Raw genomic sequence first — 15,597 nt, forward strand, 5'->3', positions numbered from 1 at the left:
GACATTTATGCAACAATCAGATATAATATTTTTATTGAATAAAGATATCCATGCTCTGCCAAATAACATATCGGAAACTATATAAGGGGGCTTCTATGATTACCTTAAAAGAAATCGCTCAATTTGCCGGTGTCAGTACCTCCACGGTATCACGAGCATTAAACAACGATTTGCGCATCAGTTTTTCACAAAGACAACGGATTCATCAAATTGCCGATGAGCATCATTACACTAAGCACATTGTGAAAGCTGTTCCGGCTTCTGCGCCATGCGGGTTTCCTCTCCGAAACATAGGCATGATCGTGCCTGAAATCAATTCCGGTTACTATTCCCGACTGGTTGATACCGCAGCGGCTTATTTTGCTAAATATTCCTACTCAATTTTACTTCGCCTCAGCTGCTTTGATCTGCAAACACTTCTGCTTCATATAGTCGGCTTTTCTCATCTTGAAATCGATGGTCTCCTTATCGTCATTGATGATGCGGAAGCCATCACGGACGAGGTCTATCAGGCTATCGAAAAAACACGACTGCCCGTTATTCTTATTACGGCACAGTACCAACCGCATATGGACTATGATTCGATCTATGTGGATGAAAAACGCGGCATCCGTGAAGGTTTGGAACACTTACGCGATCGGGGCTATCGGCGAATCGGCTTTGTCGGTGAAAAAATGACACATGGACGTTTATCAGCCTTCCGCGACATATTGCAGGAGCTATCTCTCCCCCTCTGCGAAGAACTGGTGCTTATCAACTCAAGCCGCGCGGAAGAATGCGGCTATGAAGGGATGAAAGCCTTATTGCGCGCAAACACCCACCCGGATGCCGTTTTTGCCGGCTATGATCAAATTGCCATCGGCGCTCTCAAGGCTATTGATGAAGCCGGCCTGCGCATCCCCGATGACATAGCTGTTATCGGTTTTGACAATATTGTTCTTTCGGGCTATATCCACGGCGGACTTACTACGATTGATCCGGCTTTGGAAGATATGATCTCCATTGGCGTCCGCATATTGCTGAACCGAATCAACCGGGAACTGGAAACCGTTCCCCAACAAATTGCCTTAAAACCGGAATTGATTATTCGCCGGACAACATAAAAAACTCCGGTCAAATGGGATCCCATTTGACCGGAGTTTTTTATATCTTTTCAGCTTAACTGTTTTTACCAATCCTCTGCCGCTTCGCGAAACTGCATTAGAAAGGCAAAACTTTTTTATTTATTCAGCGGCTTGTGGACAAACCACCAATCCTTTAAGGTCACTTCGCCCTTAGCGGCAGCGTCTTTTCTTTCCTGCATTTGCGCTTCCGTCTTGGCCGGCGGTACGATAACATCGCTTCCGATCCAAGTATTTTCCGGATAATTTTCCGGTGCGGCTACACCGTATTTATCGGCAGTCTGCAAAGCATTCAGCGCTCTGACGATCTCCAGTACATTTCTGCCTGCTTCCTGCGGATAGTACATCATCAAGCGCAGGATTCCCTTCGGGTCAACGATAAAGACTGCCCGAACGGTATTGGTTCCCTTAGCGGAATGAATCATGCCCAATTTGTTGGAAACCAGACCCAGCTCATCGCCGATGACCGGGAACGGAATCGTAATATCCGAATTGTCATTGATCCATTCTACCCACTTCAAATGGGATACTACCTGATCCACTGACAGGCCAATCAGTTCTGTATTTAATTCCTTAAACTTATCCGCATATCTGGCAAAGCTTACAAACTCCGTCGTGCAGACCGGGGTAAAATCGCCGGGATGACTAAACAGCACGAACCATTTTCCGGCATACGCATCCGGCAGCTTCATAGCTCCTTTGGTTGTTTGTACTTCCATTTCCGGGAACCTTGCTCCCAATAAAGGCATTGCTACTACTTGTTCCATATTATAAATCCTCCTGTATTGTCGGCAATGAATAGTTACATTTGTCTTATCATACCCTGTCCGGCTGTTTTTATCAAGCAAAATTTGCAAATCTCGCCTGAATTCTTCGTTATAAAATCAACATATTTTTTACCGCTGCCGCATCTCTCTGAATCTGAGCCTTTAACTCCTCGACCGAAGCAAAAGTCATTTCCGGCCGGAGATAGCGAAGCAGGCGAATCTCAACGGGTTGACCGTAAATCGTGTCCGTAAAATCAAAAATATAAGTTTCCACCGAATACGGCTTACCGGGAACGCTGGGGCTAATGCCGACATTGCTGACGGCCCGATAGCATCTGCCCTGATAAATAACCTCAGCGGCATAAACGCCGTTCGGCGGCAGCAGTTTTTCCGCCGGCGGAATCACGTTAATCGTCGGAAAACCGATCGTCCGCCCCAGCTGCCGGCCGGTACTGACCCGCCCAAGCAAATGAAAGCGGCGTCCGGTCAAATCCTCAAACCGCTCCAAATCGCCCTGCATCACCGCCGCCCGCAACCGGGTCGAACTGACATCCTCACCCTGCATTTGCAGCTTTTCCAAAATAGTAACCCGCACCGCCAAAGGCTCCAATTTTTCCATTAGCAGGCCGGCATCACCCGCCGCTTTTTGGCCGAAACGATAATCGCTGCCGGCAATCACTGCCCTTGCGCCCAAACGGCGAAGCAGGATCTCCTCAATAAACTCCGTCGGCGCCATATTCTTGTTTTTTTCAGTAAAAGGCAGCAAAATATAATTTTCTATCCCGGCGGCCGCAAAAATCGCTTCCTTTTCTTCCTCGGTATAAATCAGGCGAAAGTCTTTGCCCAGCAATAATTTGGCCGGATGCGGCAAAAAAGTCAAAACCGATGTCTGCAGCCCCTTAGCCGCCGCAATCTCCCGGGCTCTGGCAATCAAAAGCTGATGCCCCTTATGCACTCCGTCAAAATTACCCAAGATAACGGCCGTACCCGCTATTTGCCAATCTTCCGACAAATTTCTAACAATCATAATCTGCCTCGCCTGCCTGATAAAAAAACTTCAAAACCTTAAACTTCTCTTTTTCCTGTTTATAAATCCCCATCAATTCCCGCCGGTAATCGTAAAGATAAACCAGCTCGCCCGCCTTCAGCGCTGCCGGCACTTGATTTTCGCCTGCCGCCGATCTTTCTATGTGCGCAAATGGCACGGGATTACCGGCATACAGCCATTTGCTGAAAGCCGCATCCACCTGAAAGCGGGGAAAGTCAAAGGCCTGATCTACGGGCAGCAAATACCGCTCCAATTCTCCGGCCTGCTGCAAACGCTCCACTTCTGCCAGTTTAAGCGCCGTATCCAGTAAAAACCGGCCGGACTGCAGCCGGGCAAGCCGGGTCATATGAGCCCCGCAGCCCAGTTTTTGACCGATATCATGGCACAGCGTCCGAATATAAGTGCCTTTGGAGCAACACACGGTAAAGCGATAACTGTCGCCGCTCAGCGCCGCAAAATCCTCAATCCCGTGAATCGTCACCGGCCGCTGCGGCCGCTCCACTTCAATCCCGGCTCTGGCCAGCTCATACAGCTTTTTGCCGCCTTGTTTGACGGCCGAATACATCGGCGGCTGCTGCCAAATATTACCGACAAAGGAAAACACCGCCGCTTTAACCGCATCCGCAGCGGCAGTTACTTCCTTTTCCGCCGTTACCTGACCCCAGGCATCCTGCGTATCGGTCGAAATTCCCAGCCGCAGCTCGGTCAAATAAGTCTTTTCCTTTTCAGTCAGCAGCTCCGCCAGTTTCGTCGCCTGACCGATGCAAACCGGCAGCACTCCCTCGGCATTGGGGTCAAGCGTGCCGGTATGGCCGATCCGCCTGGTTTTTAAAATTCGGCGGAGTTTAGCCACCACATCATGCGAGGTTTGCCCCTGCTCCTTATATATATTTAAAATTCCGTTCATAAGCGCTGGCTGATTTCCTTTTCCACCGCAGCCAGCAGCTCCGGCAGCGGCAGTTCGGAACTGGCTCCAGCCGCCTTTTTATGCCCGCCGCCGCCAAATACCTTAGCAATCTCACACACGTCAAGCTCGCCCTGGCTGCGAAAACTTAATTTATAGACTCCGGGCTGAAACTCCGCCAGAAAAACCGCCGCTTCCGTTTCTTCCAGCTGTGCCAGCAAATGAACAATGTCTTCGGTATCTTCCTTGTCCAGCTGATTTTCCGCCAGCTCCTGATTGGTTAAAAAGGCCGCCGCTATCTTCTGCTCGCCCAACAGACGGAAGTTTTGCAGCGCCGCTTTCTTGGCCAGCAGCTTATGGATCGTCTGCCGATGAAACAAACGTTTCATCATATAGCCAAAGTCAATCTCTTCCTCCATCAACCGGCCGGCGGCACTCATCGTTGACGGCTGTGTATTGGAATGCATAAAGCCGCCGGTATCAAAAATGATGCCGGTATATAAATCTTCAGCCGCTGCCTTGGTGAAAGGCGTACCGCTTTGAACAAATAAATCATAAATCATTTCCGAAGTCGAACTGGCCTCAGTCTTAATCCAGCAGCGCTCCGGCACCGTAATCAACTCTTTCGGCAGCTCATGATGATCAATGTTAATCACCACTTTTGCCTGTTCATAGCTGGCCGCAAACGGCGCAAACCGCCCCGGATCATTGCAGTCCACCACCAGCAGCACTTCAACTTGATCCGGATTTTGAGTCAGGATTTCGGAAAAACCCTTTAAAAAAGAATAGGTATCCGGCGGCGTCTCCAGCATGACCTTGGCCGCCACTCCGTGCACCGCCAAAAGTTCCTGCAATCCCAAAGCCGCTCCGATACAGTCGCCGTCCGGGTGAACATGGCCGGTAATATAAACCGCCGAATAATCGCCGATCCAGCTTTTTATTTGCTCAATTGTCATTTTTTATCCTCTGCCTTTCTCGAAAAATGCCTCAGCATCAGCCTTTGACCGGCTTTTTGCTGCCGCTTTTTTATTCTTCGCCTGTGCTATGAAGCTCATCCTCTAAGCGGACGTCCCGGATCAGCCTTGACATTTCCACGCCTCGTTCAATCGAAGTATCCAGCATAAAATGAAGATTCGGCGTATTCCGCAAGTTTAAGCGGTGCGCCAGTTCCCGGCGGATAAACCCGGCCGAGCTTTTTAAGCCTTCCATGGTCTGGGCTCTCTTTTCTTCATCACCCAGCACACTGATATAAACCTTGCATTCCTTCAAATCGCCGGTCGTATCGACCGCTACCACGCTGACCAGCGAATCGATCCGCGGATCTTTGACTTCCCTTTGGATGATCGCCGACAACTCCATTTTGACTTCTTCATTGACTCTTGTCATTCGATGACTGTTCTTTCGCATACTTTATCCTTTCCCTGACTTTTCCGGCCGCGCATTGCTTTTATTCCCGATTTTCTCCGCCGGCAAGCCGCCGCTCCGCTTTCCCTTGCCTAAGTTCACGCTTCGCACGGGCGCACCGGTCGCTTCGGCTTTCTTATTTTTCTTCCGCTGCACAACAAATGCGCGCCGCCAGTCTCCGCTGTCAGATCCGGCTACCGCTCGATCTCTTTCATAATATATGCTTCCGCAATATCACCGACTTTGATATCGTTAAACTTCTCCAGCATGATACCGCAGTCAAAGCCGGTCTGCACTTCCTTGGCATCGTCCTTAAAGCGTTTGAGCGAAGCCAAACCGCCGTCATAAATGACCACATTATCCCGGAGCAGCCGAACCTTAGCCGAGCGTTGAATCTTGCCGTCGGTAACATGGGCGCCGCCGATGACACCCAGCCCGGAAACCTTGTAAATTTCCCGGATTTCGCAGTGTCCCAAAATCTCCTCTTTAAAGACCGGATCCAGCATGCCCTTCATGGCCAGTTCAATATCTTCGATCGCATTGTAAATAACCCGGTACAGGCGGATATCAATTCCCTCCTGCTCGGCCGTTGCCAAAGCACTGTTTTCCGGCCGAACGTTAAAACCGATAATAATCGCATTGGAAGCCGAAGCCAGCATGACATCCGATTCATTGATCGCGCCGACACCGCCGTGAATAATGCGAATCAACACTTCTTCATTGGACAGCTTTTCCAAACTCTGCCGCACCGCTTCCACCGAGCCCTGCACATCGGCTTTGACAATCAGCTTCAGTTCCTTCATTTCGCCTTCCTGAATCTGCTGGAACAAATCATCCAAGGTCACTTTCTGCGGCGTAGCCTGAATCATTTTTTCCCGCAAGTTCTTTTTAACCTTTTCCGAAATATAGCGGGCATCTTTTTCGTTTTTAGCCACATAAAAGCCTTCGCCGGCCAGCGGCACTTCATTTAAGCCCAAAATCTCTACCGGCGTGGACGGCCCGGCTTTTTTAATCGGCTTGCCCTTATCGTCCATCATTGCCCGTACCCGGCCATGCGCCGCACCGATAACCACACTGTCGCCGACCTTTAAGGTACCTCTTTGCACCAGCATGGTTGCTACCGCACCACGGCCCTTATCCAGTCTGGCTTCTATCACTACGCCTCTGGCCGCAGCGTTGGGATTGGCTTTCAGCTCCGCCATCTCCGCAACCAGCACAATCATATCCAGCAGTTCGTCCAGTCCCTGCTTGGTCGCCGCCGAAACCGGCACCATAATCGTACTGCCGCCCCAATCTTCCGCAATCAGGCCGTGTTCAGTTAATTCCTGCTTCACCCGGTCTAAGTTGGCGCTGGGCTTATCAATTTTGTTAATTGCGACAATGATTTGCACACCGGCCGCTTTGGCATGGTTAATCGCCTCAATCGTCTGCGGCATAACACCGTCATCGGCTGCCACCACCAATATGGCAATATCAGTCGCCATAGCCCCCCGCAGCCGCATAGCGGTAAAGGCTTCATGCCCCGGGGTGTCTAAGAAAGTAACTTTTTCGCCGTGCACATCAATCGAATACGCACCGATATGCTGGGTAATGCCGCCCTGCTCGGTTGCCGTCACATTGGTTTTTTTAATCGCATCCAGCAGCGAAGTTTTGCCATGGTCAACATGACCCATAACCACAACTACCGGCGGCCGTTTGACCAGATTTCCTTCCTGATCGGCTTCTTCCGCAAAAAAGCTGTCCACAATATCCACTTCCGCTTCCTGCTCCACCAGACAGTCATAGCCCAGTGCCAGTTCTTCGGCCAATTTAAAATCCATTTCCTGATTAGCTGTCATCATCTTACCCTGCCGCATCAATTTCTGCACAATCTCCGAAACCGGCTTATCCAGTGCCTTAGCAAAGTCCTTAACTGTGATCGTTGCCGGCAGCCGGATTACCTTATCCTCCTCCGGTTCCGGTTTTGACGGCTTAGGCATTTGATTTTCGAATGGCTCCTGCTTTTTATTCCATTTCTTTTTATCGTTCTTTTTAGAATGAAACTTTTCAGCGCCGGCGGCCGGTTGTTCACTGTCTAAGCTGTCATCGTCATCGTCATAGTCATAGCCGGACACCCTTTCGCCCTTGCCGGGCTTGCCCTTTTTCAGCTTTTTGCTTTCCTCGGGATCAATATCTTCTTCTTTTTTAGCCGGTTTTCCCTCTTTTTTGTCTTTGCGGACATTCTCAGCCGCTGCATTTTGTTTCGCATATTCCAGCTGCAGGTAATATTCCTGCACCTGATCAACCTGCTCATCGGTCAGCGTACTGGCATGACTTTTGGCGTCAATCCCCAGCTCTTTGACAATTCTGAGCAATTCCTTATTATCCAAATCCATATCTTTTGCCAGATTATATAATCTAATTTTTGACATCTATCCGATTTCCTCCATTTTTTTCCGAATCGACTCCGCAAAGCCTTGATCAATCACTGCCGCGCTTGTTCTGTTTCCCTTGCCGATGGCCTGTCCTAATTCCTGCCGGCTGCCGGCTTCAATCACCGGAATGCCCCGGTATCCGGCCTTATCGCCAAACTTTTTTTTGGTACCGGCCGAAGCGTCTGCCGCTAAAAGCACTAAAAATGCTTTCCCGGCTTTGATTGCCTCCATCGTGGCATACTCACCGCTGACTAAGGCTCCGGCCTTTTGGCACAGAGAAACTAAGCCCCATTTTTTATCCAAGTTTTGTCAACGCCTCCTTCAGCTCTGCGTAAACCTCCGCTGAAATATCACAGTCCAGGGAACGAGCCAGCGCTTTCGTTTTTTCCGCTTTTTCAAAGCATTCCTGTTTTCGGCAAATATAGGCTCCCCGGCCGTTTTGCCTGCCGCCCTCATCAATCATGATTCCGCCTTCCGGTGTCCTGACAATGCGCAGCAGTTCTTTTTTGGCAAACATTTCCTGGCAAGCCACACATTTGCGCAGAGGTATCTTTTTCGCCATGTTCTTTCCTCCTGTGCTCTCTTTCCCGCCGGCCGCCTGCATGAAGTTTTCACCCCGTACCGGCCCTTGTCCTTTTCCGATACTATCTGCGTTAATCTTTCAGCGTCCGGTTTTCTTCGTAAATTGTCGGTTCCTCTTCCGCAGTAATAAAATTCAGTTCCTTATCCTGCGACTCCGATTTGATATCGATCCGATAACCGGTCAGTTTGGCCGCCAGCCGGACATTTTGACCGACCTTGCCGATGGCCAGCGACAGCTGATAATCGGGCACTACCACCTTGGCTGATTTTTCCTCTTTACTGACCGCAACTTTAACCACCTTGGACGGACTGAGCGAAGCGGCAATGAACTCAACCGGATCCTCGCTCCAGGGAATAATATCTATTTTTTCGCCGTTTAATTCTTCCACTATACCATTGACCCGAATCCCATTATGGCCGACACAGGCTCCAATCGGGTCAATTTCCGGGCTTTTGGCGTATACCGCAATCTTGGTGCGGGAACCGGCTTCCCGAGAAATGGATTTAATCTCGACCTGACCGTTGTAAATCTCCGGCACTTCTCTTTCAAACAAGCGCTTAACCAGCTCCGGATGCGAGCGGGAAACCATGACCCGCGGGCTTTTTGTGCCTTGCTTAACTTCCAGCACATAAACCTTGATGCTCTGGTTCGGGGTATAAACTTCGCCCGGCACCTGCTCATTTTCCGCCAAAATGGCTTCAACCTTGTCATACTCGACGATGACCATGCCTTTGACCACCCGCTGCACCGTACCGGTTACCAATTCGTTTTGCTTTTCCTGATAATCATTATACAAAATATTTTTTTCGGCTTCCCGAATTTTTTGAATGACCAGCTGCTTGGCTTTCTGCGCGGCAATCCGGCCGAAGTCTTTCGGCGTCACCTCAATCTGTACCTTATCGCCGGGATTGACATTGACATTATACTTCATCGCATCGGCCAGCGAGATTTGCAGTTCAGGGTCTTCCACCTTGTCCACCACTTCTTTTTCAGCCAGCACCTTCAGATCACCTTTTTCCCGGTCAAAGTTAACCGTAATGTTCTGCGCCGAGCCGAAGTTTTTTTTGCAGGCCGTCAGCAAGGAATTCTCCAGGGCCTCGATGATTACATCTTTCTTAATATTCTTTTCTCTTTCAATTTGATTTAGTGCGTCAATAAATTCTGCGTTCAATTTTATCCTCCTGCATTCGTTTTTTATATATAAAATCCTTAAATACAATCTTTAAATGAAAACTGTTAACCGAACCTGAGCAATCTGACTGCGATCAAAGACCATTTCCCGACCGTCGCAGTCAATCGTAACCGTATCGGCCGTGTAGCCGGTCAATTCGCCGGTAAATTCCTTTTTCTTCTCCAGCGCCTTATACAGCTTGACATCCACGGAGTAGCCCATATAGCGTTTAAAATCCTTTTCCTTCTTTAAAACCCTGTCCAAGCCCGGCGAGCTGACTTCCAAAATATAAGCTTCTTCAATCGGGTCGGCTTTGTCCAGTTCTTCCTCCAACTCCCGGCTGATGACCTCGCAGTCATTAATCGTAATGCCGCCCTCTTTGTCGGCGTAGACCCGAAGGTACCACTGGCCGTTTTCTTTGAGATATTCCACATCCACCAATTCATACCGATGCTTTTGCATAATCGGCTCCAGCATTTTCTCCGTCAATTCAACAATATCTTTTTTCACCTTTTCCTCCTTGCGCCCGGGAAACCCCCATACACACAAAAGAGTGAGCCGCTGCTCACTCTTTGTCCGTTCCTTCATTCTTTACCCATTTTAGCATACTTTCTCCCATTATGCAAGAGGGTTTTTTTATTGTCTGCGGTTTTTCTGGTTTTTCCGTTGTTTCGTTTAAACCGGTTACATCCCCTTCACCGGGAGACAGTTTAAGACCCTAAGATATAATCTCAATCTCCCAATGATTTTCATAAACCTTGTCAGCCGCCAACGCAATTAAATCGGCTTTCTTTTCCAAATCCTCAACCACTCCCTGCTCGGCCGGCAGCGAGCTCCACGGCTCAATGCAGACAAAACCGGCTTCCGTATGCGGCCGATGCCAAACCGCCAAATAGGTCATATCCGGAAAAGCAACCCGGATTTTAGCCGTCGCTTTTTCGCTTTGAATAAAAATCTCTTGCCCCATTTCACTTAAAATCAAGGCATCCTTATCGAACAAATCATGACGCAGTGCCATGCGACCGTTTTTAACCGCCGGACAAATCACTTTTTCCTTTGTCATAAAATATTCCGGCGAAAGCAGGATTTGATTGACTTCCGCCTTGGCAAAGCGTACTTCATAGTCCTCAAAAGAAAGCCCTTTTTCAACCGGCACCTGAAATCCGGGATGTCCGCCAACCGCAAAATACATGGTTTTTTCATCTTTATTTTCAACGATATAGCTGTACTTGATGGTTTGACCGGATAATTCATAGCGAACCAAAAAACGAAAACGAAACGGATACGCCGCATATGTTTTCGAATTATCCTCAATCGCCAATGTCAAACCATCCGGCTTTTGCTCGACTGCCGCAAACTCCATGCCCTTGGCAAAACCGTGAATCTCCATCGAATAGCTTTGCCCCTGATAAGTATAAACGCCGCCCGTCATCCGGCCGCAAAAAGGAAATAAGTTCGTTGCCCGGTTTTTCCAGGTGCTTTCTTCGCCCTGCCACAAATATTCCTTGCCCGCCCGGTCCCGAATCGACCACAGCTCCGCTCCCAGCGAATTAATCTCCACTTGCAGTTCATCGTTTTTAATTTGATAAATCATTGCTTTTCTCCTCGTATAATTTTTATCAGATGCTAAAGTTTGACATTCATAATCGGATTGCTTCGGCTTTCGCCTCCGCAGGTTCTTGTATTATTATATAAAAGAATCTTCTGTTTTTCAATTCCCTTTTTGACTTTCTGCCGAAAACTTCTCTTTTATCGTTGCAGTTGACTTGATATGCCTTTAGAAAGCAAGCTTTCCTTCGTCATATCAAGGATAACTTTCTGCTTGCCTGAACTGTTGCCGACTAAAAGCCAAAAATCCGGTTAGTAACAAATTAGGGCTGTTAAATCCAGTTAAAATGTTGTATAATAATTGCCGAAGTCAATCGTTCCGTCATCGGCAAAACCAAAAAACGGCAGCACCGCTGTTCCGATGTGCTCCCGCTTGGGCTTGCCGAAACGCGAAATAATTATTTAAAGGAGGATGTATGCCTTGGCGCATACAAGGACGTTATGCTAACTCAAATCTTAACCCAGCAAATGGAAAAGGCGTTTACCGCCTTAAATTATGATACCGACTATGCCGCCGTCGGACTTTCCGCCCGGCCGGATCTCTGCCAGTTTCAGTGCAACGGTGCGATGCCGCTGGCCAAAACTCTGCGTCAGGCGCCGCTGGCGATTAGTCAGGCCATTGTCCAAAGTCTGATGGCACTGCCTGAATCGGCTGACATTTTTGCCTCGGCCGAAGCCGTTCAGCCGGGCTTTATCAATTTGAACTTAAAAGACAGCTTTTTGGCCAAGCATATCAATCAATTGGCTCTGTCTGACAACTTGATGGTCGAAAAATCAGCTTCCCCCAAAAAAGTAATCATTGACTACGGCGGACCAAACATTGCCAAACCCCTTCATATCGGACATCTGCGCACCGCTATCATCGGTGAGGCCTTAAAGCGGCTGCTCCGCTATCTGGGCTATGAAGTCATCGGCGATATTCATACCGGCGACTGGGGACTGCAAATGGGCATGATTATTTCGGAACTGCAGCGGACACAGCCTGACCTTCCCTATTTTGATCCCGACTTTACCGGCCAGTACCCGGCCGAAGCCCCCTTTACCTTAGATGATTTATCCGAAGTTTATCCCCGTATTTCGGCAATGATTAAGGAAAAGAATGAAAATGGCAACCCGACTGCCAGAGCTATAGAAATGGAAACTGCTGCCAAAGAAGCCACCTACGCCCTGCAAAACGGTCATCCCGGCTACCGGGCACTGTGGCAGCATATTGTCCGGCTGTCAACTGCTGATTTAAAAGCCAACTACCAAAGACTTTTGGTTGATTTTGATTTGTGGTACGGGGAAAGTGACAGCCATAACGCTATTCCGATTGTACTGGATATCCTCAGGCAAAAAAATGCGCTGATTGAAAGCGACGGCGCCATCATTGCCGATGTCAGCCAGCCGGATGATAAAAAAGAAGTGCCGCCGATTATTTTAGTAAAAAGCGACGGCTCGTATTTATACGGAACAACCGACTTAGCCACTCTGTACCAGCGGGAACAAGAGTTTCACCCGGACGAAATTTTATATGTAGTTGACGCCCGGCAGGCGCTGCACTTTACCCAGGTTTTCCGAACCGCCAAAAAATACGGAATCACACCGGAACACACCGCCCTTGAGTTCATCGGCTTCGGCACGATGAACGGCAAAGACGGCCGGCCGTTCAAAACCCGGGAAGGCGGTATCTTGCGTTTGGCTGACCTGATTGCGATGGTGGTTAACAGTGCCGCTGATAAAGTTCAAAACAAAGAGGAAGTCAACGTCGCCGATGTGGCCGAAATGGTCGGCATTTCCGTTTTAAAGTTCGCGGACTTATCCAATTACCGGATGAAGGATTATGTCTTTGACCTGGAAAAGTTTTCCGCCTTTGAAGGCAAGACCGGCCCGTATTTGCTTTACTCAATCGTTCGGATTAAAAACATCCTCCGCAAGCTGGCCGAGGAAAACAATCAACCCGGCGAGCTGCTGCCGGCTATCAGTCCGATTGAACGGGATTTACAGCTGAAACTGGATGAGTTTAACTCCGTTCTGTGGCAGTCAGCCAAGGATAAAGCACCGAACTATCTGTGCGAGTATTTATACGAGCTGTCTACCCTGATGAACTCGTTTTACCATAATCATCATATTATCAATGAAGAATCCGCCGAGCGGAAAGCTTCCTGGCACAGACTCCTGCAAACTGTCCTTCGGGTACTGACAACAGGACTGGATATTCTGGCCATCCCGGTGCCGGATAAAATGTAAGGTCATAAACTCAACTTTGCCATGTTCGTCAGAACAGTCTTTTTTAGGCTCGTTGCTTCCAGAAAGGCTACGCCTTTCGGCGGCGGGCGGGAACGATAGGCAAATTGCGATGTCGTCGGCCGAAAGTGGAGTCCATGCGCCCGCTCTCCGAGCGGGATAGAGTCAAAAAAGACTATGGCAGACCGCCCGCCCGGGCAGAAGTGCGAAGCACTTCGACCGGGGCAAAGTTATCAGAGATATTCTTCCTTAAGCCTGCGCTTTAACCGCAGAACACCCTCACTTAACGGATCGCGCGGCCGGGGCAAATCATTTACAATTCCGGCCGACAAATTCGCCGGTCGGCCTTTTAATACATAAATCCGGTCGGATAAAAGAATTGCTTCTTCCATATCATGTGTAATAAAAAGGGTGGTTAAGTTCAGCTGTGTCATAATCTCCAAATACCATTGATGAATATTTTCCTTGGTAATGGCATCCAGCGCCGAAAATGGCTCATCCAAAAGCGCCACCTCGCGGCCGAAAAGGTAGGTGCGCAGTAGGGCCGCTCTTTGCCGCATCCCGCCGGACAGCATTTGCGGATATTTATCCTCTGTTCCGGCCAGACCAAACTCCTTGAAATAAGCTGCCGCTTCCGCCCGGGCGGCTTTTTTGTCTTTCCCCTTAATGATTTGCGGTAAGGCAACATTATCCAGCACCGTTTTAAACGGCAGAAGCAAATCTTTTTGCAGCATATAACTGACATGCCCGCTTTGCCCGGTAATCTCCCGGCCGTCAAGATAGACCCGGCCGGCAGTCGGCCGCAAAAGCCCGGCTGCGATATGAAAAAGCGTAGTCTTGCCGCCGCCGGACGGGCCGATGATACTGACAATTTCCCCCTCATTGACATGCAGGGAAACATCCTTTAAAATCTCTATCTCGGGCGCATCGGCAAATGCGTGCGAGATCTTTTTTAATTCCAGTTTCGACATATTTTACTCCTAATGCTGTTACAACCGTTCCGGCAAGCTGCACCCATATTTCAGCAAAATATCGGCAAATTATGAGTGCAGCCGTTAAGCCAATCCATATTAATGCTTGTTATGCTTCCGGAGAGCAGCTCTCCACCGGCATAATATATCAATGTCCGCTTGCCTGAACCGTCGGCAAGTATTCATTGCTAAAGCCCTTGTCGGTCAAAGGTTCGGTAATCAGTTTCTGCTCGTACAGCCAATCATAAAAGCGGTTCCACCGCTCCCGGTCAATCATCCCCCAGCTTTCGGCATCAGCGATATACTGAGTTGATAAATATTCCTGACTGGCCCGAATCAAATCGGCATCGCCTTCCGGCGCGTTGCGGATTAAAATCTCGGCTGCTTCCGCCGGGTTATCCGCCGCAAACTCATAGCCCTTTTTAATGGCGCGCAAAGCCCGCCTGGCTACTTCCGGCTGCTTCGCCAAAAAGTCATCATTGGCAATCAGCACCGGCGTATAGTAGTCAAATTCCGGCGCATAATCGGTCAGCCGAAAGAAATTAGTATCGACCTGTTTCGTTTGGGCGTGAATATAATCCCAGCCCTGATACACAAAAATCGCATCAAACATCTTCATTTGCAGAGCAGTCGTCGCATCGGTTGACTCGCCCGGCACCAGCTTAACCTTCGACCAATCGCCGCCGTCTTTTTCAGTGATAAACTGAACCGTAGCATCGTCAATCGGATCCTCCCAAGTAGAATATTTTTTACCGGTCAATTCCTTGGGTGAGGAAATACCGCTGTCCTTCAGGCTCATGATTCCGCCGGTATTATGCTGCAAGATGGCGGCCACCGCCGTAATCGGCGTTTTCGCCAAAAGCCGCTTCACCATATTCGGCTGAAAATGAATGCCAAACTCGGCCCGGCCCATGCCGACAATAACCGATGCGCTGTCTTCGGCCGGCTGAACGATATCAACCTCCAAGCCCTCCTCGGCAAAATAACCTTTATCCTTCGCTGCAAAAAGACCGGTATGATTGGTATTCGGTACCCAGTCCAACACAACTGTCAGTTTTTGCAGCTCCGCTTCGGATTTTTTTCCGGTTTCATCACTCTTGTCTTCTTCTTTTTTGTCGGCGGCTTTGCTGTCCGCCTCTTTCTTTTCTTCCGTTTCCTTAGACTTTTGTTCCTGCGCCGCCGGTTTTCCTTCCTCCCCGGTCTGACCGCAGGCCACCAGCGCCATACTCAGGATTATCGTTAAAATTAAATATTTTAGCTTTTTCATATTATCTTATCTCCTTTTCCATCCAATCGGTCTAATTTCAAACTTAATTTTCTCTTTTTTCGCCGGCAGCCTACTGCCTTAAAAACAAAAAATATTTTCCGCGCCGGCACCCA

At 49.0% G+C, this 15,597-nt stretch carries 15 protein-coding genes; 2 read left to right on the plus strand and 13 right to left on the minus strand.

Annotation, left to right across the window (positions count from 1 at the left end):
• Positions 1 to 50 precede the first annotated feature (50 nt).
• Positions 51 to 1,103 carry a hypothetical protein gene (locus C3V36_11570; GenBank protein AVM69822.1) on the plus strand — a complete coding sequence of 351 codons (1,053 nt, stop codon included), beginning with the start codon at positions 51 to 53 and terminating at the stop codon, positions 1,101 to 1,103.
• A gap of 116 nt (positions 1,104 to 1,219) precedes the next feature.
• Here the strand turns inward: C3V36_11570 and C3V36_11575 are convergent, their stop codons facing one another.
• The 11 genes from C3V36_11575 to C3V36_11625 all read right to left on the minus strand — a co-directional run bounded on the left by C3V36_11575 (position 1,220) and on the right by C3V36_11625 (position 11,006).
• Positions 1,220 to 1,888, minus strand: coding sequence for a peroxiredoxin (locus tag C3V36_11575; GenBank protein ID AVM69823.1), 669 nt, complete (start codon positions 1,886 to 1,888; stop codon positions 1,220 to 1,222).
• A gap of 109 nt (positions 1,889 to 1,997) precedes the next feature.
• The gene (gene ribF / locus C3V36_11580) at positions 1,998 to 2,915 is read right to left on the minus strand and encodes a riboflavin biosynthesis protein RibF (GenBank protein ID AVM69824.1); all 918 of its coding nucleotides are present in this window, start codon (positions 2,913 to 2,915) and stop codon (positions 1,998 to 2,000) included.
• Complete coding sequence (gene truB / locus C3V36_11585) at positions 2,905 to 3,843, minus strand: tRNA pseudouridine(55) synthase TruB (protein ID AVM69825.1); 939 nt, start codon at positions 3,841 to 3,843, stop codon at positions 2,905 to 2,907. The genes ribF and truB overlap by 11 nt, the downstream gene beginning before the upstream one ends.
• Positions 3,840 to 4,796, minus strand: coding sequence for a hypothetical protein (locus C3V36_11590; GenBank protein AVM69826.1), 957 nt, complete (start codon positions 4,794 to 4,796; stop codon positions 3,840 to 3,842). Before C3V36_11590 ends, truB begins: the two co-directional genes overlap by 4 nt.
• A 70-nt stretch (positions 4,797 to 4,866) precedes the next feature.
• On the minus strand, positions 4,867 to 5,247 hold the full coding sequence (locus C3V36_11595; protein ID AVM69827.1) for a 30S ribosome-binding factor RbfA: 381 nt from the start codon (positions 5,245 to 5,247) through the stop codon (positions 4,867 to 4,869).
• Positions 5,248 to 5,438: 191 nt separating this feature from the next.
• Positions 5,439 to 7,655, minus strand: a complete 2,217-nt coding sequence (locus C3V36_11600; GenBank protein ID AVM69828.1) for a translation initiation factor IF-2 — start codon at positions 7,653 to 7,655, stop codon at positions 5,439 to 5,441.
• On the minus strand, positions 7,656 to 7,961 hold the full coding sequence (locus C3V36_11605) for a 50S ribosomal protein L7ae (GenBank protein ID AVM69829.1): 306 nt from the start codon (positions 7,959 to 7,961) through the stop codon (positions 7,656 to 7,658).
• Positions 7,954 to 8,220, minus strand: a complete 267-nt coding sequence (locus tag C3V36_11610; GenBank protein AVM69830.1) for a DUF448 domain-containing protein — start codon at positions 8,218 to 8,220, stop codon at positions 7,954 to 7,956. Before C3V36_11610 ends, C3V36_11605 begins: the two co-directional genes overlap by 8 nt.
• A 91-nt stretch (positions 8,221 to 8,311) precedes the next feature.
• Complete coding sequence (locus C3V36_11615) at positions 8,312 to 9,412, minus strand: transcription termination/antitermination protein NusA (protein ID AVM69831.1); 1,101 nt, start codon at positions 9,410 to 9,412, stop codon at positions 8,312 to 8,314.
• Positions 9,413 to 9,463: 51 nt separating this feature from the next.
• A complete protein-coding gene (locus tag C3V36_11620; GenBank protein ID AVM69832.1) occupies positions 9,464 to 10,000 on the minus strand; it encodes a ribosome maturation factor RimP in 537 nt (178 codons plus the stop codon).
• A 130-nt stretch (positions 10,001 to 10,130) separates the two neighbouring features.
• On the minus strand, positions 10,131 to 11,006 hold the full coding sequence (locus C3V36_11625; GenBank protein ID AVM69833.1) for an aldose epimerase: 876 nt from the start codon (positions 11,004 to 11,006) through the stop codon (positions 10,131 to 10,133).
• 455 nt (positions 11,007 to 11,461) lie between these two features.
• On the opposite strand from C3V36_11625, the gene C3V36_11630 reads away from it, so the two are divergent.
• Positions 11,462 to 13,249: an arginine--tRNA ligase gene (locus C3V36_11630; protein AVM69834.1), complete on the plus strand. Its 1,788-nt coding sequence runs from the start codon at positions 11,462 to 11,464 to the stop codon at positions 13,247 to 13,249.
• Positions 13,250 to 13,479: 230 nt separating this feature from the next.
• Here the strand turns inward: C3V36_11630 and C3V36_11635 are convergent, their stop codons facing one another.
• Positions 13,480 to 14,217, minus strand: a complete 738-nt coding sequence (locus tag C3V36_11635; GenBank protein ID AVM69835.1) for a nitrate ABC transporter ATP-binding protein — start codon at positions 14,215 to 14,217, stop codon at positions 13,480 to 13,482.
• A gap of 148 nt (positions 14,218 to 14,365) precedes the next feature.
• The gene (locus C3V36_11640; GenBank protein AVM70538.1) at positions 14,366 to 15,442 is read right to left on the minus strand and encodes a nitrate ABC transporter substrate-binding protein; all 1,077 of its coding nucleotides are present in this window, start codon (positions 15,440 to 15,442) and stop codon (positions 14,366 to 14,368) included.
• Positions 15,443 to 15,597: the final 155 nt, after the last annotated feature.

This window comes from Lachnospiraceae bacterium oral taxon 500 (genome assembly GCA_002999035.1).
Classification (GTDB): Bacteria; Bacillota; Clostridia; order Lachnospirales; family Vallitaleaceae; genus W11650.

What these genes read in the sequence shown, in the direction of transcription:
- C3V36_11570 (AVM69822.1), top strand. Translation starts at nt 51, where the DNA reads ATGCTCTGCCAAATAACATATCGGAAACTATATAAGGGGGCTTCTATG.
- C3V36_11575 (AVM69823.1), bottom strand. Translation starts at nt 1,888, where the DNA reads ATGGAACAAGTAGTAGCAATGCCTTTATTGGGAGCAAGGTTCCCGGAA.
- ribF (AVM69824.1), bottom strand. Translation starts at nt 2,915, where the DNA reads ATGATTGTTAGAAATTTGTCGGAAGATTGGCAAATAGCGGGTACGGCC.
- truB (AVM69825.1), bottom strand. Translation starts at nt 3,843, where the DNA reads ATGAACGGAATTTTAAATATATATAAGGAGCAGGGGCAAACCTCGCAT.
- C3V36_11590 (AVM69826.1), bottom strand. Translation starts at nt 4,796, where the DNA reads ATGACAATTGAGCAAATAAAAAGCTGGATCGGCGATTATTCGGCGGTT.
- C3V36_11595 (AVM69827.1), bottom strand. Translation starts at nt 5,247, where the DNA reads ATGCGAAAGAACAGTCATCGAATGACAAGAGTCAATGAAGAAGTCAAA.
- C3V36_11600 (AVM69828.1), bottom strand. Translation starts at nt 7,655, where the DNA reads ATGTCAAAAATTAGATTATATAATCTGGCAAAAGATATGGATTTGGAT.
- C3V36_11610 (AVM69830.1), bottom strand. Translation starts at nt 8,220, where the DNA reads ATGGCGAAAAAGATACCTCTGCGCAAATGTGTGGCTTGCCAGGAAATG.
- C3V36_11620 (AVM69832.1), bottom strand. Translation starts at nt 10,000, where the DNA reads ATGAAGGAACGGACAAAGAGTGAGCAGCGGCTCACTCTTTTGTGTGTA.
- C3V36_11625 (AVM69833.1), bottom strand. Translation starts at nt 11,006, where the DNA reads ATGATTTATCAAATTAAAAACGATGAACTGCAAGTGGAGATTAATTCG.
- C3V36_11630 (AVM69834.1), top strand. Translation starts at nt 11,462, where the DNA reads ATGCTAACTCAAATCTTAACCCAGCAAATGGAAAAGGCGTTTACCGCC.
- C3V36_11635 (AVM69835.1), bottom strand. Translation starts at nt 14,217, where the DNA reads ATGTCGAAACTGGAATTAAAAAAGATCTCGCACGCATTTGCCGATGCG.
- C3V36_11640 (AVM70538.1), bottom strand. Translation starts at nt 15,442, where the DNA reads ATGGCGCTGGTGGCCTGCGGTCAGACCGGGGAGGAAGGAAAACCGGCG.